This window comes from Pantoea sp. LMR881 (assembly GCF_027157825.1).
Lineage (GTDB): Bacteria > Pseudomonadota > Gammaproteobacteria > Enterobacterales > Enterobacteriaceae > Pantoea > Pantoea haifensis.
The window spans coordinates 3,499,350-3,522,876 of sequence record NZ_JAPVOK010000002.1; the positions used below are offsets into that span (position 1 = coordinate 3,499,350).

At 53.4% G+C, this 23,527-nt stretch carries 13 protein-coding genes and 5 pseudogenes; 10 read left to right on the forward strand and 8 right to left on the reverse strand.

Annotated features, from left to right (window positions below; translation table 11 throughout):
• Positions 1-37 precede the first annotated feature (37 nt).
• On the forward strand, positions 38-487 hold the full coding sequence (locus O3W44_RS18370) for a GNAT family N-acetyltransferase (protein ID WP_269294176.1): 450 nt from the start codon (positions 38-40) through the stop codon (positions 485-487).
• Between the two features lie 30 nt (positions 488-517).
• On the opposite strand, the gene O3W44_RS18375 is transcribed toward O3W44_RS18370, so the two are convergent.
• Entirely contained in the window at positions 518-2,176 is a 1,659-nt protein-coding gene (locus O3W44_RS18375) for a glucan biosynthesis protein D (RefSeq protein ID WP_269294177.1), read from the reverse strand.
• Between the two features lie 336 nt (positions 2,177-2,512).
• Between O3W44_RS18375 and elaB the strand changes: the two genes are divergently transcribed.
• The gene (gene elaB / locus O3W44_RS18380; RefSeq protein ID WP_269294178.1) at positions 2,513-2,824 is read left to right on the forward strand and encodes a stress response protein ElaB; all 312 of its coding nucleotides are present in this window, start codon (positions 2,513-2,515) and stop codon (positions 2,822-2,824) included.
• A 151-nt stretch (positions 2,825-2,975) separates the two neighbouring features.
• Positions 2,976-4,172 (forward strand): nicotinamide mononucleotide deamidase-related protein YfaY, encoded by a 1,197-nt coding sequence (locus O3W44_RS18385; protein WP_269294179.1) that lies wholly within the window; start codon positions 2,976-2,978, stop codon positions 4,170-4,172.
• Positions 4,173-4,204: 32 nt separating this feature from the next.
• Here O3W44_RS18385 and yfaE read toward each other — a convergent pair whose 3' ends face one another.
• From yfaE to lsrR, 5 genes and pseudogenes are all read right to left on the reverse strand, one after another.
• The gene (gene yfaE / locus O3W44_RS18390; RefSeq protein WP_269294180.1) at positions 4,205-4,465 is read right to left on the reverse strand and encodes a class I ribonucleotide reductase maintenance protein YfaE; all 261 of its coding nucleotides are present in this window, start codon (positions 4,463-4,465) and stop codon (positions 4,205-4,207) included.
• 2 nt (positions 4,466-4,467) lie between these two features.
• Positions 4,468-5,598, reverse strand: a complete 1,131-nt coding sequence (nrdB, locus tag O3W44_RS18395; RefSeq protein ID WP_269294181.1) for a class Ia ribonucleoside-diphosphate reductase subunit beta — start codon at positions 5,596-5,598, stop codon at positions 4,468-4,470.
• A gap of 77 nt (positions 5,599-5,675) precedes the next feature.
• Positions 5,676-7,961 carry a class 1a ribonucleoside-diphosphate reductase subunit alpha gene (gene nrdA / locus O3W44_RS18400; RefSeq protein ID WP_269294182.1) on the reverse strand — a complete coding sequence of 762 codons (2,286 nt, stop codon included), beginning with the start codon at positions 7,959-7,961 and terminating at the stop codon, positions 5,676-5,678.
• Positions 7,962-8,386: 425 nt separating this feature from the next.
• Positions 8,387-9,961 (reverse strand): annotated as a pseudogene (gene lsrK / locus O3W44_RS18405) (autoinducer-2 kinase).
• A 57-nt stretch (positions 9,962-10,018) separates the two neighbouring features.
• Positions 10,019-10,987 carry a transcriptional regulator LsrR gene (gene lsrR / locus O3W44_RS18410; protein WP_269294183.1) on the reverse strand — a complete coding sequence of 323 codons (969 nt, stop codon included), beginning with the start codon at positions 10,985-10,987 and terminating at the stop codon, positions 10,019-10,021.
• Positions 10,988-11,203: 216 nt separating this feature from the next.
• Here lsrR and lsrA point away from each other — a divergent pair, with 216 nt between their 5' ends.
• The 5 genes and pseudogenes from lsrA to lsrG all read left to right on the forward strand — a co-directional run bounded on the left by lsrA (position 11,204) and on the right by lsrG (position 16,094).
• Positions 11,204-12,745 (forward strand): autoinducer 2 ABC transporter ATP-binding protein LsrA, encoded by a 1,542-nt coding sequence (gene lsrA / locus O3W44_RS18415; protein WP_269294184.1) that lies wholly within the window; start codon positions 11,204-11,206, stop codon positions 12,743-12,745.
• A pseudogene (gene lsrC, locus O3W44_RS18420) lies at positions 12,739-13,781 on the forward strand (autoinducer 2 ABC transporter permease LsrC). Before lsrA ends, lsrC begins: the two are co-directional and overlap by 7 nt.
• A complete protein-coding gene (gene lsrD / locus O3W44_RS18425; RefSeq protein WP_269294185.1) occupies positions 13,778-14,791 on the forward strand; it encodes an autoinducer 2 ABC transporter permease LsrD in 1,014 nt (337 codons plus the stop codon). Before lsrC ends, lsrD begins: the two are co-directional and overlap by 4 nt.
• Positions 14,792-14,796: 5 nt before the next feature.
• A complete protein-coding gene (gene lsrB, locus O3W44_RS18430) occupies positions 14,797-15,804 on the forward strand; it encodes an autoinducer 2 ABC transporter substrate-binding protein LsrB (protein ID WP_269294485.1) in 1,008 nt (335 codons plus the stop codon).
• A gap of 10 nt (positions 15,805-15,814) precedes the next feature.
• Positions 15,815-16,094, forward strand: a pseudogene (gene lsrG / locus O3W44_RS18435) ((4S)-4-hydroxy-5-phosphonooxypentane-2,3-dione isomerase).
• 59 nt (positions 16,095-16,153) lie between these two features.
• On the opposite strand, the pseudogene ubiG reads toward lsrG, so the two are convergent.
• A pseudogene (gene ubiG, locus O3W44_RS18440) lies at positions 16,154-16,878 on the reverse strand (bifunctional 2-polyprenyl-6-hydroxyphenol methylase/3-demethylubiquinol 3-O-methyltransferase UbiG).
• Positions 16,879-17,055: 177 nt separating this feature from the next.
• Between ubiG and gyrA the strand changes: the two are divergent.
• Positions 17,056-19,701 carry a DNA topoisomerase (ATP-hydrolyzing) subunit A gene (gyrA, locus tag O3W44_RS18445; RefSeq protein WP_269294186.1) on the forward strand — a complete coding sequence of 882 codons (2,646 nt, stop codon included), beginning with the start codon at positions 17,056-17,058 and terminating at the stop codon, positions 19,699-19,701.
• Positions 19,702-19,971: 270 nt separating this feature from the next.
• Positions 19,972-22,831 (forward strand): annotated as a pseudogene (gene rcsC, locus O3W44_RS18450) (two-component system sensor histidine kinase RcsC).
• Between the two features lie 44 nt (positions 22,832-22,875).
• Here the strand turns inward: rcsC and rcsB are convergent.
• Entirely contained in the window at positions 22,876-23,526 is a 651-nt protein-coding gene (rcsB, locus tag O3W44_RS18455; RefSeq protein ID WP_269294187.1) for a response regulator transcription factor RcsB, read from the reverse strand.
• Between the last annotated feature and the right edge of the window lies 1 nt (position 23,527).

Here is a 23,527-nt window from a genome sequence, read left to right on the forward strand (position 1 = left end):
GAATAGCGTATAGTAACGGCGTTAACAAGGAGAACCTATGGATATTATCTGGCTGGATTTACACCATCGTGATTTAACCGTGCAGCAGCTTTATGCCGTGCTGGCGTTGCGCAATACCGTCTTTGTGGTGGAGCAAAATTGTCCCTATCTGGATATCGATGGTCAGGATCTGGTGGCGGATAATCGCCATCTGCTTGGCGTACGCGGCGACGATGTGGTGGCCTATGCGCGTATTCTCGCGGCGAAAGAGGCTGGCGAGCCGGTGAAAATGGGTCGGGTGATCGTTTCGGATAAGGCGCGCGGCCTTAATTTGGGTCATCGCTTAATAGAGCAGGCGCTGGCGATCTGCGCGCAACACTGGCCAGCGCACAGCGTCTTTCTCTCGGCACAGGCACACTTACAGCGGTTTTATGCCGGACATGGTTTTGCGGTGGTCAGCGAAGTTTATCTTGAAGATAATATTCCTCACATCGATATGCAGAAATAACAACGGCGAGGATTACCCTCGCCGTTTTGTTTAACTCACCGTCATCTGCCGGTCATCAACGTATTTACGCTGGTCTGGCGGTGGCGGGAAGTATTGATAAAGCCAGGTTTCACTCAGCGTTTCATCTTTTGTTCGCAGGAACAGGCGCATCTCTACCGGCGTAGTGGCACTGCTGTCTGGATACCAGTCAAACAGAATGCGATAGCCGTTAATTGGCTCGACGTAGAGGATCTCCACCTGTTTAAAGGTGCCCGACGACACGGTAATAACCGGCTCGATGCCTTTCGGCGCCGCCGCTTTCAGATCGCCGCCGATAAAGTCGATGGCGAAGCGACGGCACCACGTATCCGGGAAGTGTTCGCCTGGCGCCCAACCTTCCGGGAAGCCGCCAATGCCGGTGCGCGTGGCGTCAACACGGGCCAGATCGCTGCGAACCGGCGGCAAGCCGCTCCAGTAAAGTTTATAAGAGAAGCTGAATTCGCTGCCCGCTTTAACCGGTTCTGCCGGTTGCCAGAAACAGACGATGTTATCCAGCGTTTCGCCCGTGGTGGGGATTTCCATCAAATTGATGGCCCCTTTGCCCCATTTACCCATCGGCTCGACCCACAGGCTCGGGCGTTTGTCGTACCAGCCAATCACATCCTGATAATCTTTGAAGTCATGATTGAGCTGAAGCAGACCAAAGCCACGCGGGTTTTCATCTTCGTAAGCATTAAATTGCAAACGCTGCGGATTATTCAGCGGACGGGCAATCCACTCACCTTTACCGGTCCACATCGCCAGACGATCGGAGTCATGAATCTGCGGATGGTAAGTGTTGCACATACGACGTTCGTTAGTGCCGCAGCTAAACATACTGGTCATGGGTGAAATGCCAAGCTGACGAATCTCTTTACGTGCATAGAGATGATTTTCAACTTCCATTACGACACGTTTATCTTCGCAATGAATGATAAATTTGTACGCTCCCGTCAGGCTGGCACCATCCAGCAAGGCGTAGCAGGTAAAGGTGGTGTCGTTGGCATCAGGCGTTTCAAACCAGAATGCAGTGAAATCGGGGAACTCTTCCTGGCCGTTGCTGAAGGTATTTACGGCAACGCCACGGGCCGATAAGCCATATTGAAAGGTTTCATCAACCGCACGGAAATAGCTGGCACCTAAAAAGGAGACGATATCGCGACGTGCAAGCTCAGGTTTTTTAAAGGCACGGAAGCCAGCAAAGCCCAGATCGTTCTTACCTTCTAACTGTCTGGTGTCGACTTTGGCGTTGTTGTAGTTAAACAGTTCGGGGCGGAAGTGAATTTCACGCGCTTCACGGCTGTCAGCCTCGACAGAAAACATGCGAATGCGGCGCTTAAAGCCCATGCCCACGTGAAAGAACTGCACATCAAGCTGGCGGTCAGCAATGTTATTCCACAATGAGTGGCTGGCGTCGTACTGAATTTCGTTGTACGCCTGCGGTGTCAGAGTGGCCAACGTTTCGGGAAGTGCGCCCGGCGCGCCGCTCCACGGTTGCTTTGCCAGATTTGCCGCTTTTTTCTTCAATACGTCGAAATCGAAGCGTACTGCGGTTCCGTCAGCAATGCCATCTTCTGCCCAGGCGGATTGCGCAAACAGCGTTGACAGGCCGGTCATACCGCTGACAGCGGAGAAGGCCATTGACGCTTTCATAAACATTCTTCGATTCATGCCAGAAATCTTTCCTTAGCTGTTCGAGTTTGTCGTGACTGTCGTGCAAAAAGCACTTTCATGGCCTGATAATCGCAGGCAACAGGAGGGTACGACAGCCGGGTCTTTGAAAAATTCAGTCCGCACAAAATTTATCAGATTAATCAAAGAAGCGAAGAGAAATTCACGCGGCGCACGTCAGGATTACACTTCTTTGCGTATGTCTCAGACGTAGCGTGCAAGCAACCTTAACGTTAGCAGATGAAATCTCGGGTGATTCCTGGTGCGGGTTTACGGCAGAGCGGAAATAAGGGGCTATAGTTAATGAACTGCTTTGCAATGCACACGGAGGAAACAATGGAAAAACAGAACGAACCGTTTGAGACTGGCCTGGATGATGATTTAACCCTGCTGACCGAGACGCTGGAAGAGGTGTTAAAGTCATCAGGCGATCCGGCTGACCAGAAGTACATTGAGCTCAAAACCAAAGCGGAGCAGGCGCTGCATGATGTGAAATCGCGCGTCAGCCATGCGTCAGACAGCTATTACTATCGTGCTAAACAAGCCGCTTATCGTGCAGATGATTATGTGCATGAGAAACCCTGGCAGGGCATCGGTATCGGCGCAACCGCCGGGCTGGTATTAGGTTTACTGCTGGCACGCCGCTAAACGACATCAGCAATAAAAATAACAAACGGTGGGGTTATCCCGCCGTTTTTATTGGCATTTTTTTGCTGTAACCCGCACAGATTCATGCGACAGATTGTGTTTCGTCCACAGGCCTCTTACAGTAAAAACACCGGCAAAAGGAGAACGAAACGTGATAAGAGTTGAGATGTTGTCAACCGGTGATGAGGTGCTGCATGGCCAAATCGTCGATACCAATGCGGCCTGGCTGGCTGATGTGCTGTTCCAGCACGGATTACCAATGACCAGTCGCACTACTGTTGGCGATGCGATGGCTTCGCTGGTGGAAACGTTAAAGGCGCGCAGTCTGGAAGCGGATGTTTTGATTGTCAACGGCGGCCTCGGCCCGACCAGTGACGACCTCAGTGCTCAGGCCGCAGCTGCTGCCTGTGGCGTTGAGCTGGTGCTGCAACAGGCCTGGCTGGAGAAAATGGAAGCCTGGTTTGCCAGTCGTGGACGCCCGATGGCAGCCAGCAATCGTAAACAGGCTGAGATCCCAGCCAATGCAGAAATGCTGGATAATCCGGTTGGCACTGCCTGCGGTTTTGCCTTAAAACTCAATCGTTGCTGGATCTTCTTTACGCCAGGCGTGCCGTCCGAATTTAAAGTCATGGTTGAGCAACAGATTATTCCCCGCCTGAAAAGCGCCTTTGAATTGCCGGAGCCGCCGCTCTGTTTGCGTCTGACGACATTTGGTCGCGGTGAAAGCGATTTAGCAGCAGAGCTGGAGCCGTTCGCGCTACCAGAAGGGGCGGTAATGGGATACCGCTCTTCTATGCCCATTATTGAAATCAAGCTTACCGGTCCTGCCAGCCAGCGCGTGGCGATGGAACAGGTCTGGCAACAGGTGCGTCTGCAACTGGCAGAATGCACGATTTTCGAAGGCACCGAAGGTTTACCGGCGCTGCTGGCGCGTGAACTGAAATCACGGGATTTTCGTCTGGCGGTGAGTGAGCAGTTTACCGCTGGCTTGTTGCACTGGCAGTTAGCCGCTGCCGAAGTGCCGCTCAGTGCTGCTGAGCTTTTACCTGAGCAGGACGAGGCGCTGGAAGTGCAGGTGATGCGCACACAGATGCTGGCCACGCGTCAACAGACGCCGTTGGCATTATCCGTTGGTGCGTTAGTAGACGGTGAAATAGCTGTGGCGCTGCATACGCCAGAAGCCTCCTGGGGACAGCGGGTGAAGTTTGCGCACGGTCGTCACAATCAGGAAATACGGCAGAAAGTGGTCGCCATGATGGCGATGAATATGTTGCGCCGCTGGTTACAGGGCAGCGAAGTCAGTACCGGCCACGGCTGGATTGATATTCTGGAAACGGTGAAGCATTAAGTTAAACGGGCGTCTTGCTGACGCCCGGTTTATCACAGCGCGATCTCAATCTCACCCTTTGCTTTGCAGCAGCAGGGCAAAATTTCACCCTGTTCAACAAAGGCCAGTGGCTTTTCCGCGTAATGCACTTCACCTTTCAGCAAGCGCGTCCGACAGGAGCCGCAGTAACCTTCGCGACACTGAAACTCTACACAAATATTTTGCGCTTCGAGCATCTGAAGCAGGTTTGGGTGATCGTCTGCGCACTCCAGCCGCGTGCCGGAGGTGCGCAGAATAACAACAGAACGGCTCATGACTAGAGCTGGAAATCGTTAAAGTCGTCTTCGCCTACTTCTGAATCGATCTGACCGACCAGATAAGAGCTGACTTCTACTTCCTGTGGCGCAACCTGTACATTATCAGACACCAGCCATGAGTTAATCCAGGGGATCGGGTTCGAGCGGGTCTGGAACGGCAGATCAAGGCCCACTGCCTGCATGCGGATATTGGTGATGTACTCAATGTACTGGCAAAGAATATCTTTATTCAGGCCAATCATTGAGCCGCCGCTGAACAGATATTCTGCCCACTCTTTTTCCTGATCTGCTGCTTTTTTAAACAGATCGAAACACTCATCACGGCATTCAGCCGCAATCTCTTTCATTTCTGGATCGTCTTCACCGGTGCGCATCAGGTTTAACATGTGCTGGGTGCCGGTCAGGTGCAGTGCTTCGTCACGTGCAATCAAACGAATGATTTTAGCATTGCCTTCCATCAGTTCACGTTCAGCGAAGGCGAAGGAGCAGGCGAAGCTGACATAGAAGCGAATCGCTTCCAGCGCATTAACACTCATCAGGCAGATGTAGAGCTGTTTCTTCAGTGCACGCAGATTAACGGTAACGGTTTTACCATTAACCTGATGGGTTCCTTCACCTAACAGATGCCAGTAATTGGTCATTTCGATCAGATCATCGTAGTACTTAGAGATATCCTGCGCGCGTGCGAGGATCTGCTCGTTCGTCACGATATCGTCAAATACCACAGCCGGATCGTTAACGATATTCCGGATGATGTGGGTGTAAGAACGTGAGTGGATAGTCTCCGAGAACGCCCAGGTTTCAATCCAGGTTTCCAGCTCCGGGATAGAAATCAACGGCAGCAGTGCCACGTTCGGGCTACGACCCTGAATAGAGTCCAGCAGCGTCTGATACTTCAGGTTACTGATGAAAATGTGTTTCTCATGCTCTGGCAGCGCCTGATAGTCGATGCGATCGCGTGACACATCAACTTCTTCCGGACGCCAGAAAAACGAGAGCTGTTTCTCGATCAGTTTTTCAAAGATGTCATATTTTTGCTGATCGAACCGGGCCACGTTAACAGACTGACCGAAGAACATCGGTTCTTTCAGCTGATCATTTTTGTTCTGAGAAAAAGTGGAGTAAGCCATACAAACTGTCCAATGGTAAACGGGGCGCGAAGCTGCCCCGTGAAATAGCGAAGGCGGGAGAGATCCCCGCCTGACCGTTAGATTTTACACGCGCCGCTTTCGCAGCCATCATCCTGGATTGAAGGTGCGAGGTCATCCTGCGCATCTTCTGCACCGTCACGGGTGTTTTGGTAATACAGCGTTTTCACACCAAACTTGTAGGCTGTCAGCAGATCTTTCAGCAGCTGCTTCATCGGGACTTTACCGTTGGCAAAGCGCGACGGATCGTAGTTAGTGTTAGACGAAATCGCCTGGTCGATAAATTTCTGCATCAGGCCAACCAGTTGCAGATAACCGTCATTGTTCGGCATTTCCCACAGCAGTTCGTACTGATCTTTCAGACGCTCATACTCCGGTACCACCTGACGCAGAATGCCATCCTTCGACGCTTTAATACTGATGTGGCCGCGCGGCGGTTCAATACCGTTGGTGGCATTGGAGATCTGTGAAGAGGTCTCAGACGGCATCAGTGCAGAGAGCGTGGAGTTGCGCAGGCCGTGGGTTTTGACCTGCTCACGCAGACCTTCCCAGTCCAGATGCAGCGGCTCGTTGCAGATCGCATCCAGATCTTTCTTGTAAGTATCGATCGGCATAATGCCTTGCGCATAGGTGGTTTCATTGAACCACGGGCAGGCACCTTGCTCTTTCGCCAGCGCGTTTGAGGCTTTCAGCAGATAATACTGAATCGCTTCGAACGTTTTGTGCGTCAGGTTATTGGCACTGCCGTCTGAGTAGCGCACGCCATGTTTCGCCAGATAGTAGGCGAAGTTGATCACACCAATTCCCAGCGTGCGGCGACCCATTGCGCCACGTTTAGCCGCAGGGATTGGGTAATCCTGATAGTCGAGCAGCGCATCAAGTGCCCGCACTGCCAGGGTTGCCAGCTCTTCCAGGTCATCAAGGCTTTCGATGGCACCCAGGTTGAAGGCAGACAACGTACAGAGCGCAATTTCACCGTTTTCGTCGTTCACGTCCTGCAGCGGCTTGGTTGGCAGCGCAATTTCCAGGCACAGGTTGGACTGGCGAACCGGCGCAATGCTGGCATCGAACGGGCTGTGCGTATTGCAGTGATCGACGTTCTGGATATAGATACGGCCTGTAGAAGCGCGCTCCTGCATCATCAGCGAGAACAGGTCAACGGCTTTCACGCGCTGTTTGCGAATGCTGTCGTCTTTTTCATATTTGGTGTAAAGACGCTCAAATTCATCCTGATCGGCAAAGAAAGCATCATACAGGCCAGGCACGTCAGACGGGCTGAACAGCGTGATCTCTTCGCCTTTGAGCAGGCGCTGATACATCAGTTTGTTGAGCTGTACGCCGTAATCCATATGACGCACGCGGTTGCCTTCAACACCACGGTTGTTTTTCAGCACCAGCAGGCTTTCCACTTCCAGATGCCACATTGGGTAGAACAGCGTCGCCGCACCGCCGCGCACGCCGCCCTGAGAGCAGGATTTAACTGCTGTCTGGAAGTGCTTGTAGAACGGAATACAGCCGGTGTGGAAGGCTTCGCCGCCACGAATTGGGCTGCCAAGCGCACGGATACGACCCGCATTGATACCGATACCGGCACGCTGAGAGACATATTTCACAATCGCGCTGGAGGTGGCGTTGATAGAGTCAAGGCTGTCGCCACACTCAATCAGCACGCAGGAGCTGAACTGGCGTGTAGGGGTACGCACACCGGACATAATTGGCGTCGGCAGTGAGATTTTAAAGGTCGAGATCGCATCATAGAAACGCCTGATATAATCCATGCGCGTTTCACGCGGATACGCTGAGAACAGACAGGCAGCGACCAGGATATACAGGAACTGCGCGCTCTCGTAGATTTCACCTGAGACGCGGTTCTGCACCAGATATTTGCCTTCAAGCTGCTTCACGGCAGCATAGGAGAAGTTCATATCACGCCAGTGGTCAAGAAACGCATCCATCTGCTCGAACTCTTCGACACTGTAGTCTTCCAGCAGATGGCGATCGTATTTACCCATCTCAACCATTTTGACCACCTGATCGTACAGCTTCGGAGGTTCAAACTGACCGTAGGCCTTTTTGCGCAGATGGAAAATTGCTAAACGCGCAGCGAGATATTGATAATCAGGGGCATCGCGAGAAATAAGGTCTGCAGCGGCCTTGATGATGGTCTCATGGATGTCAGACGTTTTAATGCCATCATAGAACTGAATGTGGGAGCGCAATTCAACCTGAGAAACGGAAACGTTGTTCAACCCTTCGGCTGCCCAGTCCAGTACACGGTGAATTTTGTCGAGATCAATGCGCTCCTGGCGGCCATCGCGTTTAGTAACGAGCAGACTTTGGTTCATGTCGCGTTTTTACCTTTGCGTGAGTATGCAAAAATTAAAAGAAATCCCGTGTTATGCACAGCATATTCATTGTGAATAATGTTGTGGATAAACACTACATCTAGGGGTTACGGGCAAAATCATAACTATATGAAGGCTTATTCTAGTAATTTGTCGCAGCTTAACAAGAGGAAAAAATGATAGTTACGGGGGTTGTTTTTTTGCGAAATTTCTTAAGCCGCGTGTTGTAAGGCCCGCCATCATGTCAACGGGTTTAGGAAAAAATTCCTATTTTTGATCGAGCGCGTATTTCTTATTCAATCGCTGCCCTAAGAAAAATTTCCTGGTACAAAAATGCGTCAGCAGGCTTATCCCTGGCGGGCTTAGCCAGAACAGGTGATGAATTTTTTATGACAAAGGCGTTAACTTCCCATCACGGCATGCGCTTACAAACCTGGCGCTTTCCACATGGATGTCGTCAGGCCGCTATCCACCAGGGTGAGTTGATCAGCGTACACTTTTTGCCAGGTGGCTTTTTGCTGCTGATAAAGCGCATGGTTTTCACTGTTGGGCTGATATTCCCGTTCCCACTGCACCAGGGCACGGCCGGTATCGCCTAAATTGTCATAAACGCCAGCGGCAACCCCGGCTGCGATAGCACAGCCCAGGGCGGTGGCTTCTTTAACCTGCGGTACTTTTACTGCCAGTCCGGTAACGTCACTGAGGATCTGGCTCCAGAGTTTGCCATTCGCCCCCGCCAGCAAATACCAGATGTGAAGCGCGCACCCCGGAAAAAGCGGTGACCTGGTCAAGGTTGCAGGCAGAAACGATCGCGGCATTCTCTTCCAGTGCGCGAAAAAGCGTCTGTTTATTGCAGCGTTCAGGATCGATTGAGAGATTAATAAATGACGGGGCAGCGTGATACCACTTATTGAAGTGCATGGCATCAGAAAAGACCGGCATCACACCCCAGGCACCGACGGGAACACGCGCCGCCATCGCTTCCAGCAGGCTATAGCAGCCTACGCCAAGGCGCTCTGCCAGTTGTTTCTCTTCGCTGCAAAACGCATCACGAAACCAGCGCATTACCAGCCCGGTAAAAAAGCTGATCGCTTCGGCCTGAGCCATACCGGGATCACATGCGGGTTAACGCGAATGTTCATCGCCGGATCGACCTGCGGCTGCGGTAAATTGACCACCTGTTGCCAGAACGTGCCGCCCAGCACCGCCGTTTCACCTGGCTCAACCACGCCTAAACCCAGCGTGCCGAGTTGCACATCGCCGCCGCCCATCGCCACGACTGTGCCTGTGGCCAGACCGCAGGCATCTGCCGCTTCGGCAGTCACATGACCCAGCAGCGTACCGGTTTCCGCTACCGGAGAAAGCATGTCTCCCCGTAAACCCGCCATATCCAAAAGTTCAGGCCGCCAGTTGCGGGTGCGTAAATCAAGCAGGCCAGTGGTTCCGGCATTGGAGGGATCCACCGCCAGTTCACCGCTCAGGCATTTAGCCAGCCAGTCGCTGATCATGGTCAGCGTCGCGGCCTGGCGATAGATATCGGGGCGATGATGCGCCAGCCACAGCAGGCGCGGCATCGCACCCAGCGCCAGCGTCTGTCCTGAACAGGCGTAAACCTCACGTTCAAACTCACCGTTGTGCAGCGATTTCAGTTCGCTGACTTCCTGGCTGGCGCGGGCATCCACGTTGGCGCAGGCCCAGATTGCTTTACCGGCTTTGTTATACAGCACGATGCCTTCACGCATCGAACAGCAGGCGATACTGCGAATGGCGCTGCTGGGAAGCTGAGCCTGCTGCAAAACCTGACGAATACACTGACAGGCCAGCGGCCAGTTTTTTTGCAGATCGAACTCCATTGAACCCGGCACATCTGGCACCGCAAGGTGGTGCCATTCAGCCTGCGCGACGGCAACCTGCTGGCCTTGCAGGTTAAAAATAACGGCCCTGATGCTACCGGTGCCAGCATCAAGTGCCATCAAATGCGGGGCGTAAGAAATTGTCATCTCGGTTTCTCCTGATGAAAAAACAGCAAATGAACCTTCGCCGCGCAGAGTGGATAGCTAGAGAAAAGCCAACATTGCGCGTGCCGTTGCTTCTTCCGTCACCAGCGCATTGATGCGTGCGCCTTTCAGGGCAGCAACAATCGCTTCGGCTTTTTCTTTGCCGCCCGCTACGCCCATCACTGTTGGGATCGTAGCCAGCTCTTCCGGGCTGACAGCAATCAACTCATCATGGATTGGCATCGGATCGGCCAGCTGCCCATCCGGGCGCATAAAGTAGCCGAGAATATCGCCTACCGCGCCTTTACGGCCATACAGCAGCTGCTCGCCTTCGCTGATATAGCCGGAGCGCAAAATGGTGGCCTGCCGCTTTTGATCCAGTGCGCCGATACCCACAATCGCCACATCAGCAGCACAGGCCGCCAGCATCACATCCTGTACGCTGCGCTCCTGACGCAGGATTTGCGCCACGCTGGCATTTGAAGCACGTAAGGGGGCAGGAATAATACTGATGCCACACGCCGCATCTAACTGACCGATGCCGGTCATATAAGGACCCACGCCTCCAGAGAGCGTCACCATCCGAATCTGCTGCGAAGCGATAAAGCCGCTCAGGTGCTGCAGAGTATTCATGGTGGTTTCACCAAATCCCACCGCCAGAAGCTGCTGTGGCTGAAGCACGGCCATTAACATCTGTGCGGCTCCGACACCCAGCCGCTGGCTGAGATTGGGGCTATTAAGCTGAGGCACCACGCGCAGATGTTTCAGCGGAAAGCGTTCAAGCAGCGCATGTTCAAGCGTCAGACAGCCTTCATAGCGTGAATTTATCTGGACGCGGATCACTCCGGACTGACGTCCTTTTTCCAACAGACGCGACACTTTAAGCCGGGTAAGGCCGAGTCTCTCGCCGATTTCATTCTGGGTCAGACCGTCGTGGTAATAGAACCAGGCGGTGCGCGCCAACAGCTCTTCCTCACCCATAGTGTTATCCACTGTTAGCCCGTTAAGTGGGCTGATATCGCTTTTCATAATGAACACTTTATAAAAGTTAAATCAATTGTTCTGTAAGGGATGTGAATAAAATGTGAACTAACTGGCAATTCACACAACAACTTCTCGCTCAGCATACCCGTGCACTACACCAACGCGCAATCTGTGACCGCTGCGAGAGTTTTCTGCGTAAAGCTTAACCAGGATTGTGAACATTATTAAATCCAGAAATCATTTGTTCTTACCGGAGCCGTGATGGCGCAACAACAATCCGCTAAGCAGTCTGCCTTGCTTTTACAGGTTACCGATGTCACGAAAGCGTTCTCGGGCGTGCCGGTGCTCAAGGGTATTCAGTTCCAGCTACGGGCCGGGGAGATCCATGCGCTACTTGGCGGAAACGGTGCGGGAAAATCGACGCTGATGAAAATCATTGCCGGTATTGAGCAGCCGGACAGCGGCACGCTCTCGCTGGCGGGCCAGCCACTTACCCTGATGACGCCAGCGAAAGCGCATCAGCAGGGGATTTATCTGGTACCGCAGGAACCGCTGCTGTTTCCCAGCCTAACGGTGCGTGAAAATATTCTGTTTCGCCTGCCACGCCAGCAAGCCCGCGACAGCAGGTTGCACAGGTTACTCAGCCAGATGGGCAGCAGCCTGTCACTGGATGTATTAGCTGGCTCGCTGGAGATGGCTGACCAACAGCTGGTGGAGATTTTGCGTGGCCTGATGCGCGACGCGCAGATATTGATCCTTGATGAACCCACCGCCTCGTTAACGCCGGTTGAAACCGAGCGTCTGTTTCGGCTGGTGCGTCAGCTTACGGAGCAGGGCGTTGGCGTGGTGTTTATTTCGCATAAGTTGCCCGAAATTCGCGCGCTGGCTCAGCAGGTCAGCGTAATGCGTGACGGCTGCGTCGTGCTGCAAGGCAGCCTGTCCGGGATTAGCGATGACGCGCTGGTGGCGGCAATGATGCCGCAAGAGACGCCGTCGCGGTTGAGTGCTGAACAGCAACTGTGGTTGCAGGCGGGCGCAAGCCCGTCAGGCGGTGACGGAGAGGTTTTACTGGCGGTAGATGCGTTGAGCGGTGAGGGCTTTCGTGAGATTTCATTGCAGGTGCGTGCCGGCGAAATCCTCGGACTGGCAGGTGTTGTCGGTGCCGGACGCACAGAACTGGCGGAAACACTATACGGTTTACGTCGCGCCAGCAGCGGAACAGTACGGCTGCGTACGCAATCGCTGTTGACCCTTCCTACCGCGGAGCGACTGCGCGCCGGGCTGGTCTATCTGCCGGAAGATCGACAAAGCTCCGGCCTTTATCCTGATGCGCCTCTGACCTGGAACGTGACGGCTTTGACGCTGCGGCGTCGAAGCTGGTGGTTACGTCCACGCCAGGAGTCAGCCGTGCTGACGCGCTATCAGCGCGCCCTGAGCATTAAACTCAGCCGTGATGATCAGGCGGCGCGGACGCTTTCCGGTGGAAATCAACAGAAGCTGTTACTGGCAAACTGTCTGGAAGCGATGCCAAAAGTGTTGATTGTTGATGAGCCGACGCGCGGCGTAGATGTCGCTGCACGTGCGGATATCTATCAGCTACTGCGCAGCGTGGTGGCGCAGCAGGTCGGATTGATCATTATCTCGTCAGATCTTGATGAGATCGCGCAACTGGCAGATCGGGTGCTGGTCATGCATCAGGGAGAGCAGGTTGGCGAGTTAGCCGATTCAGCGGTCAGCGTTGAGAACATCATGCAGCTGGCCTGGGGACGGTCGGTACAGAACGCGGGAGAGCGCGCATGCTGAAATACCTGCAAACCCATCGTGAAGTAAGCACGCTGCTGGCGATTGTGCTGCTGTTTCTGCTGCCCTTAGTGCTGGACCCTGGCCGTGTCAGTCTGCAACTGATCGGAATGATTTTTGGCAGCGCGCAGATCGCCATTTTACTGGCGATGGGGGCAACGCTGGTGCTGCTAACCCGCAACATAGACGTTTCCTCTGGCTCCACCATGGGGTTGTGCGCAGCCGTTCTCGGCGTATTGCTTAATCAGGGCATGGCGTTGCCGCTTGCCTGCCTGTTCACGCTCGGCGCGGGAATGCTGGCCGGGCTTTTCAATGGTGTGCTGGTCACGGGACTGCGCATTCCGGCGATTGTTGCCACGCTCGGTACGCTGGGATTATATCGCGGGCTGATGCTGCTGCTGACCGAAGGCAAATGGATTGAGGGTTTGCCGGAGCAGCTGAAAATCTTTGCCGCGCCGCTCATTGCCGGTATCTCTCCATTGGGAATGATGATCGTGCTCCTGCTGATCGTCATGATGCTGTTTCTGTCACGCAGTGCCACCGGACGCTATTTCTACGCCACAGGCGATAATTTACAGGGGCGCGCCAGCTGGGCGTACCGGTTAATCAGGTGCGCCTGCTGGCCTTTACGGCGAACGGCGTACTGGCTGCGCTGGCGGGTATCGTCTTCGCTGCCCAAATTGGTTTTATTCCCAATCAGACCGGAACGGGAATGGAGATGAAAGCGATTGCCGCTTGCGTGTTAGGCGGCGTCAGCCTGCTGGGCGGCACGGGTACGCTGTTAGGTGCGGTACTGGGTGCCTGGTTCTTAACCCAAATCGACAGTGTGTTAGTGCTGCTAAGGTTGCCCGCATGGTGGAACGATTTTATCTCCGGTCTGGTGCTACTGGCGGTTTTGGTGATTGACGGGCGATTACGCCGTGCGCTGGCGGAGCGGATAAAACGGCAGAAATATGCCCGCTTCAGGGAGCCGCCGGTGCGAAAAAGAACGCACCCTTCTCCGCCACCCTCAGCCTCGCGCAGAGGAGCCACTGAATGAAGCGATATATGAAGTGGGAAGGCGCACTGGCGCTACTTCTGGTGCTGGAAATTGTACTTTTTGGCTGGGCCAATCCCCGCATGTCAGACGTTGATACGCTGCTGTTTAGCACCAGCGATTTTATTACTGTCGGGGTGGTTGCGCTGCCGTTGACGCTGGTGATTGTCAGCGGCGGTATCGATATCTCCTTCGCCGCCGTGGTGGGGCTGTGCGCTGTTGCTCTGGGGATCATGCTGCAAAACCAGTGGCCGTTGCCGGTGGCGCTGTTCTGCGCGCTGCTGCTTGGTAGCCTGTGCGGTTTGCTTAATGGCGCACTGATCCTCTGGACCGGGGTGAATCCGCTGGTGATCACGCTCGGCACGCTTTACTTATACGGCGGCAGCGCCTTATTGCTCTCCGGGCTGGCAGGCGCTACCGGCTTTGAAGGCATTGGTAACTTCCCAGCCGCCTTTACCGACTGGATCAACCTGACACCACTGGGTATGCCGATGCCGCTGCTGCTGTTTGTTGTGCTTGGTGCTCTTTTCTGGGCCTTGATGCACCGCACGCGCACCGGGCGCTACGTTTTTTTGCTGGGACAAAATTTACGTGCGGCACGCTACGGTGCACTACCGGTGCATCGCACCTTACTGACGCTTTACAGCCTTGTCGGGCTGGCGTCAGCGATCGCGGCGGTGATCATGAGCGCCTATTTCGGATCGGCCCGGGCCGATCTTGGCGCACCTTTGCTGATGCCGGCAATAACTGCCGTGGTTTTGGGCGGAGCAAATATCTACGGCGGCGCAGGATCGGTTCTGGGCACTGCGCTGGCCACGCTGCTGATTGGCTTTCTGCAACAGGGACTGCAAATGGTAGGGGTGTCGAGTCAGGTGAGCAGCGCGCTGTCGGGTGCACTGCTGATCCTTGCGGTGATTGGACGCTCGTGGAGCCTGAATCCAGGCATTGTGCGCCAGTTATGCTGGCGTTTGCGGGCGCGAATAACGCGACATCCCGCATCTGACCGGGAGTAGAAATGATGAAAATGCAGGGATTAACACTGGCGCTTAGCTGTGCGCTGGGCATCAGCATGAGTCTTCAGGCCGCCGAACGAATTGCCTTTATTCCCAAGCTGGTTGGGGTAGGGTATTTCACCAGCGGTGGAAAAGGGGCCACCGACGCCGGAAAAGCCCTGGGCGTGGATGTCACCTATGACGGACCAACTGAACCCAGCGTTTCGGGGCAGGTTCAGATGATCAACAACTACGTTAATCAGGGCTATAACGCGATTGTGGTTGCTGCTGTTTCACCTGACGGACTTTGCCCGGCATTGAAGCGCGCCATGCAACGCGGCGTTAAAATACTAACCTGGGATTCAGATACCAAACCGGAATGTCGCTCTATTTATATTAATCAGGGAACGCCAACCCAACTGGGTGGCATGCTGGTGGATATGGCCGCCAGCCAGGTGAAAAAAGATAAAGCCAAAGTGGCTTTTTTCTACTCCAGCCCCACGGTGACCGATCAGAATCAGTGGGTTAAAGAGGCGAAAGCGAAAATCGCCAACGATCATCCAGGCTGGGAAATTGTCACGACTCAGTATGGCTATAACGATGCCACTAAATCACTGCAAACCGCAGAGGGCATTATGAAATCCTGGACAGATCTGGATGCGATCATCGCGCCGGACGCCAACGCTTTACCGGCCGCAGCTCAGGCGGCGGAAAACCTCGGACGTAAAGACGTCACTATTGTGGGCTTCAGTACCCCTAACGTTATGCGGCCTTACGTCAAGCGCGGCACGGTACAGCAGTTTGGTCTGTGGGATGTGGTGAAGCAGGGCAAGATTTCCATCGCGGTTGCTAATCAGGTGTTAAAAGGCGAACTTAATCCCGGCGATTCGCTGGAGGTGCCTGATGTCGGCAAAGTCACCGTCTCTGAGAACAGCGTTCAGGGCTACGATTATAAGGCGAAAGGAAACGGCATCGTGTTGCTTCCTGAGCGTGTGGTCTTTACCAAAGAGAATATCGATAACTACAACTTCTAGGAGAGGGGCCATGGAAGTGACGATGGTGGAAATCAATATTAAAGCCGACTGTATCGACGAATTTCTGCGCGTGTTCAAAGATAATCATCTGGGCGCAATCCAGGAGCCGGGCAATTTACGTTTCGATGTCTTACAGGATCCTGCAATCCCTACGCGCTTCTTCATTTATGAAGCTTACGCGGATGAAGCGGCGGTACTGGCACATATAAAAAACGCCGCACTATCTTGCCTGCGTGGATGCGCTGGAAGCGTTGATGTCCGAACCAAGAAAAAAACCACCTTCAACGTGATGTTTCCCTGAGACGAACCTTCTCCTCCCGTCAGGGGAGGAGAAACTAAAACGGGTAAATTATCTTTCCCGGTGCGTATGCAGCATGTAGTTAACGTCCACGCCTGCGCCGAGCCTGAAGCGGTTGGTCAGCGGATTGTAGTGCAGGCCGGTGATGTTTTTCTCGCGCAGGGAAGTTTCATCAACCCAGCCCAGCAGTTCTGAAGGGCGAATAAACTTTTTCACATCATGCGTTCCGCGCGGCACCATGCGTAAAACATACTCTGCGCCGAACACCGCCATCAGCCAGGCTTTAGGGTTGCGGTTGATGGTTGAAAAAAGACTTCGCCGCCCGGTTTAACCAGACGCGCACAGGCGTGAATCACCGAACGTGGATCGGGCACGTGCTCCAGCATTTCCATGCAGGTCACCACATCATATTGACCGGCATGGGCCTCGGCGTGCTCTTCAACGGTCTGCTGCACGTAATCGAGTTTTACGCCACTCTCCAGCGCATGCAGACGCGCGACTTCAAGCGGCTCCGCACCCATATCCAGCCCGGTTACCTGCGCACCTTCACGCGCCATGCTCTCCGCTAAAATGCCGCCACCACAGCCAACATCCAGCACCGTTTTGCCAAACAGGCCATTGCTGTGTTGCGCGATATAGCCGAGGCGCAGCGGGTTAATGCGATGCAGCGGCTTAAATTCACCCTCCAGATCCCACCAGCGCGAGGCAACGGCCTCAAACTTGGCAATTTCCTGTGCATCGACGTTGTGCTGATGATTCTGCGGTTGTGCGTTCATTGAATCGTAACTCCTGACAAAATGTGGACTTAGTATAAACGCTTAACCCGCTGCGGCGCATCTTTCAGACGCAAGGAAAAGCGCGTGAAATCGGTGGTTAACGTTCACCAGATGAATGCAGTGTGATATACTTTCGCACCTTTAAAATCCGGGATTAAGTAGAGGGATAGCGGCTCCATGAGCGACCTTGCGAGAGAAATTACACCGGTCAATATCGAAGAAGAATTAAAGAATTCTTACCTCGATTACGCCATGTCGGTCATCGTTGGCCGAGCTTTACCCGATGTGCGTGACGGCCTGAAGCCGGTGCATCGTCGCGTGCTCTACGCGATGAGCGAACTGGGTAACGACTGGAACAAACCCTATAAAAAATCTGCCCGCGTCGTTGGTGACGTTATCGGTAAATATCACCCGCATGGTGATTCCGCCGTTTACGACACTATCGTACGTATGGCTCAGCCTTTCTCCCTGCGTTACATGCTGGTGGATGGTCAGGGCAACTTCGGCTCCATCGACGGCGACTCCGCCGCTGCGATGCGTTATACCGAAGTGCGCATGTCCAAAATCGCCCACGACCTGTTAGCTGACCTGGAAAAAGAGACCGTCGACTTTGTGCCGAACTATGATGGCACCGAGCAGATCCCTGACGTTCTGCCGACCAAAATTCCTAACCTGCTGGTGAATGGCTCGTCCGGTATCGCTGTGGGTATGGCGACCAACATTCCGCCACATAACCTGACTGAAGTGATTAACGGCTGTCTGGCTTACATTGACGATGAGAACATCAGCGTCGAAGGGCTGATGGAGCATATTCCGGGGCCAGATTTCCCGACAGCAGCCATTATCAATGGCCGTCGTGGTATTGAAGAAGCCTACCGTACCGGTCGCGGTAAAATTTACATTCGCGCCCGTGGCGAAGTCGAAGCCGACGCCAAAACCGGTCGTGAGACCATCATCATTCATGAGCTGCCGTATCAGGTGAACAAAGCGCGCCTGATCGAAAAAATTGCGGAGCTGGTGAAAGAGAAGCGTATTGAAGGCATCAGCGCACTGCGTGACGAGTCTGATAAAGACGGTATGCGTATCGTGATTGAGATCAAACGCGACGCCGTGGGTGAAGTGGTCCTGAATAATCTCTACTCACTGACGCAGCTGCAGACCTCTTTTGGCATCAACATGGTGGCGCTGCATCAGGGCCAGCCAAAGATCATGACGCTGAAGGAGATTCTGGAAGCCTTCGTTCGTCATCGTCGTGAAGTGGTTACGCGCCGTACCATTTTCGAACTGCGTAAAGCACGCGATCGCGCACATATCCTTGAAGGCCTGGCGATTGCGCTGGCTAACATCGATCCGATTATCGAGCTGATCCGTCGTGCACCAACCCCAGCTGAAGCGAAAAGCGGTTTGATTGCGCAGGCATGGGCATTGGGTAACGTTGCTGCGATGCTGGAGCGCGCTGGCGATGACGCGGCACGTCCAGAGTGGCTGGAAGAGCAGTTTGGTATTCGCAACGGCCAGTATTATCTGACTGAACAGCAGGCGCAGGCGATTCTCGATTTACGCCTGCAAAAACTGACCGGCCTTGAGCATGAGAAACTGCTGGACGAGTACAAAACGCTGCTCGATCAGATTGCGGAACTGATTCACATCCTGCAAAGCGCAGAACGTTTGATGGAAGTCATTCGTGAAGAGCTGGAATTAATGCGCGATCAGTTTGGTGATGAGCGTCGTACTGAAATCACGGCGAACAGTGCTGACATCAATATCGAAGATCTGATCAATCAGGAAGACGTTGTTGTTACGCTGTCACATCAGGGTTACGTCAAGTATCAGCCATTAAGCGATTACGAAGCTCAGCGTCGCGGTGGTAAAGGTAAGTCGGCTGCACGTATTAAAGAAGAAGACTTCATCGACCGTCTGCTGGTGGCAAACACCCATGACACGATCCTCTGCTTCTCAAGCCGTGGCCGCCTCTACTGGATGAAAGTCTACCAGTTGCCAGAAGCGAGTCGTGGCGCACGCGGACGTCCAATCGTCAACCTGCTGCCGCTGGAAGCCAACGAGCGTATCACGGCAATCCTGCCGGTGCGTGAGTACACCGAAGGCTTCAATATCTTTATGGCGACCGCCAGCGGTACGGTGAAGAAGACCGCACTGCAAGAGTTCAGCCGTCCACGCAGTGCCGGTATTATCGCCGTCAATCTGCGTGAAGATGATGAACTGATTGGCGTGGCACTGACCAACGGTAACGATGAAGCGATGCTGTTCTCCGCTGCCGGTAAAGTGGTGCGCTTCGCGGAAACGGCTGTACGCGCTATGGGTCGTACTGCATCCGGTGTTCGTGGCATCAAGCTGGCAGAAGGCGATCGCGTTGTCTCGCTGATTGTGCCACGCGAAGATGGTGCGATTCTTACCGTCACGCAGAACGGCTACGGTAAACGTACCGCGAATACGGAATACCCAACCAAGTCGCGTGCAACGCAGGGTGTTATCTCGATCAAAGTGACCGAGCGAAATGGCCCGGTGATTGGCGCAGTGCAGGTTGTCGACAGCGATCAGATCATGATGATCACCGATGCCGGAACGCTGGTGCGTACCCGTGTGTCTGAAGTGAGCGTCGTGGGCCGTAACACCCAGGGCGTAATTCTGATCCGCACCGCAGAAGACGAAAACGTGGTGGGACTGCAACGTGTTGCTGAACCGGTTGAAGAAGAAGAGCTGGATTCAATCGACGGCACTGTGGCGGAAGGCGATGAAGATATCGCACCTGAAGCGGATATCGATGATGAAGATGACGCACCTGCAGCAGACGAAGAAGAGTAATGTGTCAGCAGGCTGAAGTGTAATCTTCGCTTAAAAACGGCAGGTCAGGGGAAACCCGGCCTGCCGTTTTTTTGATAAGGGTCGCGGTGAGACGCGACAAGGCGTGTTCTGTCGCAAAGCAGCCTCACATCAGGCGCAAATCAATCAACCTCAAAAATTCTCAAAGCCTTTGCTGAACCCGCCCCCGGCTGGCTTTTTTCACGCGATAAAGCTAGTGTATGGGCAATCTGACATCATTATGCGTTTCATCTTGCCAACTGCGAGTTCCCTTTGAAATATCTTGTCTCTTTTCGCACCACTCTGCGTATTTCGCGCTATTTATTCCGGGCGCTGGCGCTGTTGATTTGGTTATTAGGTGCCGTGTTGACCTCGTTCTACATCATTAATGTGCTGCACGATAAAGAGAACCAGGTTCGTCAGGAATTTGCCAATAATTATGGCCAGGTGGAATGGTATATCCGGCACTCTGCGGACATGATGCGCGAGCTGAAGTACATTACTGAAAATCGCTTAACCAACGCCAGCAGCGGACTGGATGTGCTGACCGGCTTAATGCCAGGCAAAACCACTCAACCGCAGTTTACGCCGCTGTTTTCAAATGGCGACTGCACGTCAATGAGCAACACCTGGCGTAATTCGCTCGACTCGCTGAGTTACTACATCAATTACTGGAAAAGTAACTTCGCCTCCTCTTATGAGCTTAACCGGGTATTTTTTTCTTGGCGGGGAAAATCAGTGCCTTGCCGATTTTACGATTGGCAGCAGCAATGTTGATCGCGAGCGCAGCCTGAAAGCGTTACGTGAGCATGTACTGCGCTATCGCAACAGCAATGAAGAAGAGCGTCGTAATCCCATGTACTGGATCAACAACAGTACGCAGCCCGGCGTCGGCAATTTCTATATGGTCGTGCCGGTTTACGTCGCCAATAAATTGCAGGCCTTGCTGGGTGTTGAGCAAAACATTCGCCTCGACGAATTCATTCAGCCGGGTAATCTGCCGGTCATGGCGACCATTACTGACGAAAACTATCGTCCGTTGCTTACCTCACGGCGTGGCGGCGTGGGTTTCTCTATGAATGATTTGCCAGATGATAAAACCTGGTTCGGTTATCTTGATGGCTATCGCCAGCTGGTGCTGAAAAAACCGTTGCCGCCCTCTGATCTTAGCATTGTGTGGTCGGTTTCTACCGATGTGCTGGTTGATCAGCTCAGGCTGATGATGATCAATGCGTTGTTACTCAACGTATTCAGTGCCGTACTGCTCTTTACCCTTGCCTGGTTGTTTGAACGCCGCATGTTTTTTCCGGCAGAAGAGAATGCGCATCGGCTTGAAGAACATGAACAGTTTAACCGCAAAATCGTCGCTTCAGCGCCGGTTGGCATCTGCATATTGCGCACCCGGGATGGCACCAACATCCTGAGTAACGAACTGGCACATAACTATCTGACGCTGCTCACGCAGGAAGATCGCCAGCGCCTCAATGAAATCATCGGCGGCCAGCAGGTCAATTTCGTCGATGTGCTCACGGGCAGTAATACCAACCTGCAAATCAGTTTTGTTCACTCGCGGTATCGTAATGAAAATGTGGCGATCTGCGTATTGGTCGATGTCTCAGCGCGTGTGCGTATGGAGCAATCTCTACAGGAAATGGCGCACGCAGCAGAACAGGCCAGCCAGTCGAAATCGATGTTCCTCGCAACCGTCAGCCATGAGCTGCGCACACCGCTGTATGGCATTATCGGCAACCTTGATTTGCTGCAAACGAAACAGTTGCCTGCCGGTGTGGACTCATTAGTCACGGCGATGAACAACTCCTCCAGTTTGCTGCTTAAAATCATCAGCGACATTCTCGACTTTTCGAAAATTGAGTCGGAACAGTTGAAGATTGAGCCACGGCCGTTCGCGCCGCGCGAGGTGATTACGCACATTGTGGGCAATTACCTCTCGCTGGTCGTGAAAAAGCGTCTGACCTTGTACTGCTACATTGAACATGATGTCCCACAGTCACTGGATGGCGATCCGCTGCGCCTGCAACAGGTCATCTCCAACCTGTTAAATAACGCCATCAAATTTACCCATACCGGCTGCATTATCCTGCATGCCTTTGTGACAGAAGGCTATCTGGCGTTTCGGGTACGTGATACTGGTGTTGGCATTCCGGCAAAAGAGATGCCGCGCTTGTTTGATCCTTTCTTCCAGGTTGGCAACGGCGTGCAGCGCAATTTCCAGGGAACCGGCTTAGGGCTGGCGATTTGCGAAAAACTCATCAACATGATGGATGGTGATATTGAAGTCGATTCTGAGCCGGGTATGGGCAGCCAGTTCATCGTGAGGATCCCTGTTTATCAGGGACAGGGGCAACAGCTTTCGCCTCCGCTGCTCCAGGGCATGCAGGACAAAACCCTCTGGCTGGCGATGCGTAATGACTATCTGGCGGAATTTCTTACCCGGCAGCTGCAACAGCAGGGCATTAACGTCGCCGAATATCAGGGCAAAGCTGGCAGTGATGATGTGCTGCTGGCCGATCATGAGCTGGAAATGGATATGCCGCTGCGCGCGATCATTACCTTTAACGGCGGTCATGCGGACATGCCGCGTGAAATTCATCCGGGCCGTTGGGTGCACAGCACGGCAACCCTACAGGAATTGCCTACTCTGCTGGCGCGTATTTACCGTATCGCCGTTGACAGCGATGCAGCGGATGCACTTCTACTGGCGGGGCCAGTAGAAGAGAAGGTGCACAACGACGATATCATGGTACTGATTGTTGATGATCATCCGATAAACCGTATGCTGCTCTCCGAACAGCTTGGCACCCTGGGCTATCAGGTCAAAACAGCCCAGGATGGCATCGATGCGCTCAATGTCTTAAGCCGCAATGAAATTGATATCGTGCTGACCGACGTCAACATGCCGAACATGGATGGTTATCGTCTGACACAGCGTTTGCGTCAGCTGGGACACGTCTTCCCGGTGGTCGGCGTCACGGCGAATGCGCTGGCTGAAGAGAAACAACGCTGTATGGATGCGGGGATGGATAACTGCCTGTCGAAACCAGTTACGCTGGATGTGCTGAAGGTGACGCTGGCGATTTATGCGGAGCGGGTGCGTAAAACGCGAGAAGGGTAGAGTCAAAAAACAGGCGGTACGCAATGTACCGCCTGGGGAACCGCTTATTCTTTGTCGACTTGCGTCGCACTGACCGATGAAAGATAGTTCAGCAGCGCAATATCGTTATCAACACCCAACTTCATCATCGCCGACTTCTTCTGGCTACTGATGGTTTTGATGCTGCGATTCAGCTTCTTGGCGATCTCAGTCACCAGGAAACCTTCAGCGAACAGACGCAAAACTTCACTCTCTTTTGGCGACAGACGCTTATCGCCATAGCCACCGGCACTAATTTTCTCAAGCAGCTTCGCCACGCTTTCTGGCGTATATTTCTTGCCTTTTTGCAATGCAGCCAGCGCCTTTGGCAGGTCGGTTGGCGCGCCTTGCTTCAGCACAATGCCTTCAATATCAAGATCCAACACGGAGCTAAGAATCGCCGGGTTATTGTTCATGGTCAGAACAATAATCGACAAATCGGGATAGTGACGTTTAATGTATTTAATCAGCGTAATGCCATCGCCATATTTCTCACCGGGCATAGAAAGATCGGTGATCAGAACGTTGGCATCCAGTTTGGATAAGTTGTTAATTAATGCTGTTGAGTCTTCGAACTCACCTACAACGTTAACCCATTCAATTTGTTCAAGAGACTTTCGGATACCGAAAAGAACAATTGGATGGTCATCGGCAATAATTACATTTAAGTTATTCATC

Coding starts and splice junctions, on each gene's coding strand:
- gyrA (WP_269294186.1), top strand. CDS start 17,056: ATGAGCGACCTTGCGAGAGAAATTACACCGGTCAATATCGAAGAAGAA.
- lsrR (WP_269294183.1), bottom strand. CDS start 10,987: ATGAAAAGCGATATCAGCCCACTTAACGGGCTAACAGTGGATAACACT.
- nrdB (WP_269294181.1), bottom strand. CDS start 5,598: ATGGCTTACTCCACTTTTTCTCAGAACAAAAATGATCAGCTGAAAGAA.
- yfaE (WP_269294180.1), bottom strand. CDS start 4,465: ATGAGCCGTTCTGTTGTTATTCTGCGCACCTCCGGCACGCGGCTGGAG.
- lsrD (WP_269294185.1), top strand. CDS start 13,778: ATGAAGCGATATATGAAGTGGGAAGGCGCACTGGCGCTACTTCTGGTG.
- O3W44_RS18375 (WP_269294177.1), bottom strand. CDS start 2,176: ATGAATCGAAGAATGTTTATGAAAGCGTCAATGGCCTTCTCCGCTGTC.
- O3W44_RS18370 (WP_269294176.1), top strand. CDS start 38: ATGGATATTATCTGGCTGGATTTACACCATCGTGATTTAACCGTGCAG.
- elaB (WP_269294178.1), top strand. CDS start 2,513: ATGGAAAAACAGAACGAACCGTTTGAGACTGGCCTGGATGATGATTTA.
- nrdA (WP_269294182.1), bottom strand. CDS start 7,961: ATGAACCAAAGTCTGCTCGTTACTAAACGCGATGGCCGCCAGGAGCGC.
- lsrA (WP_269294184.1), top strand. CDS start 11,204: ATGGCGCAACAACAATCCGCTAAGCAGTCTGCCTTGCTTTTACAGGTT.
- rcsB (WP_269294187.1), bottom strand. CDS start 23,526: ATGAATAACTTAAATGTAATTATTGCCGATGACCATCCAATTGTTCTT.
- lsrB (WP_269294485.1), top strand. CDS start 14,797: ATGAAAATGCAGGGATTAACACTGGCGCTTAGCTGTGCGCTGGGCATC.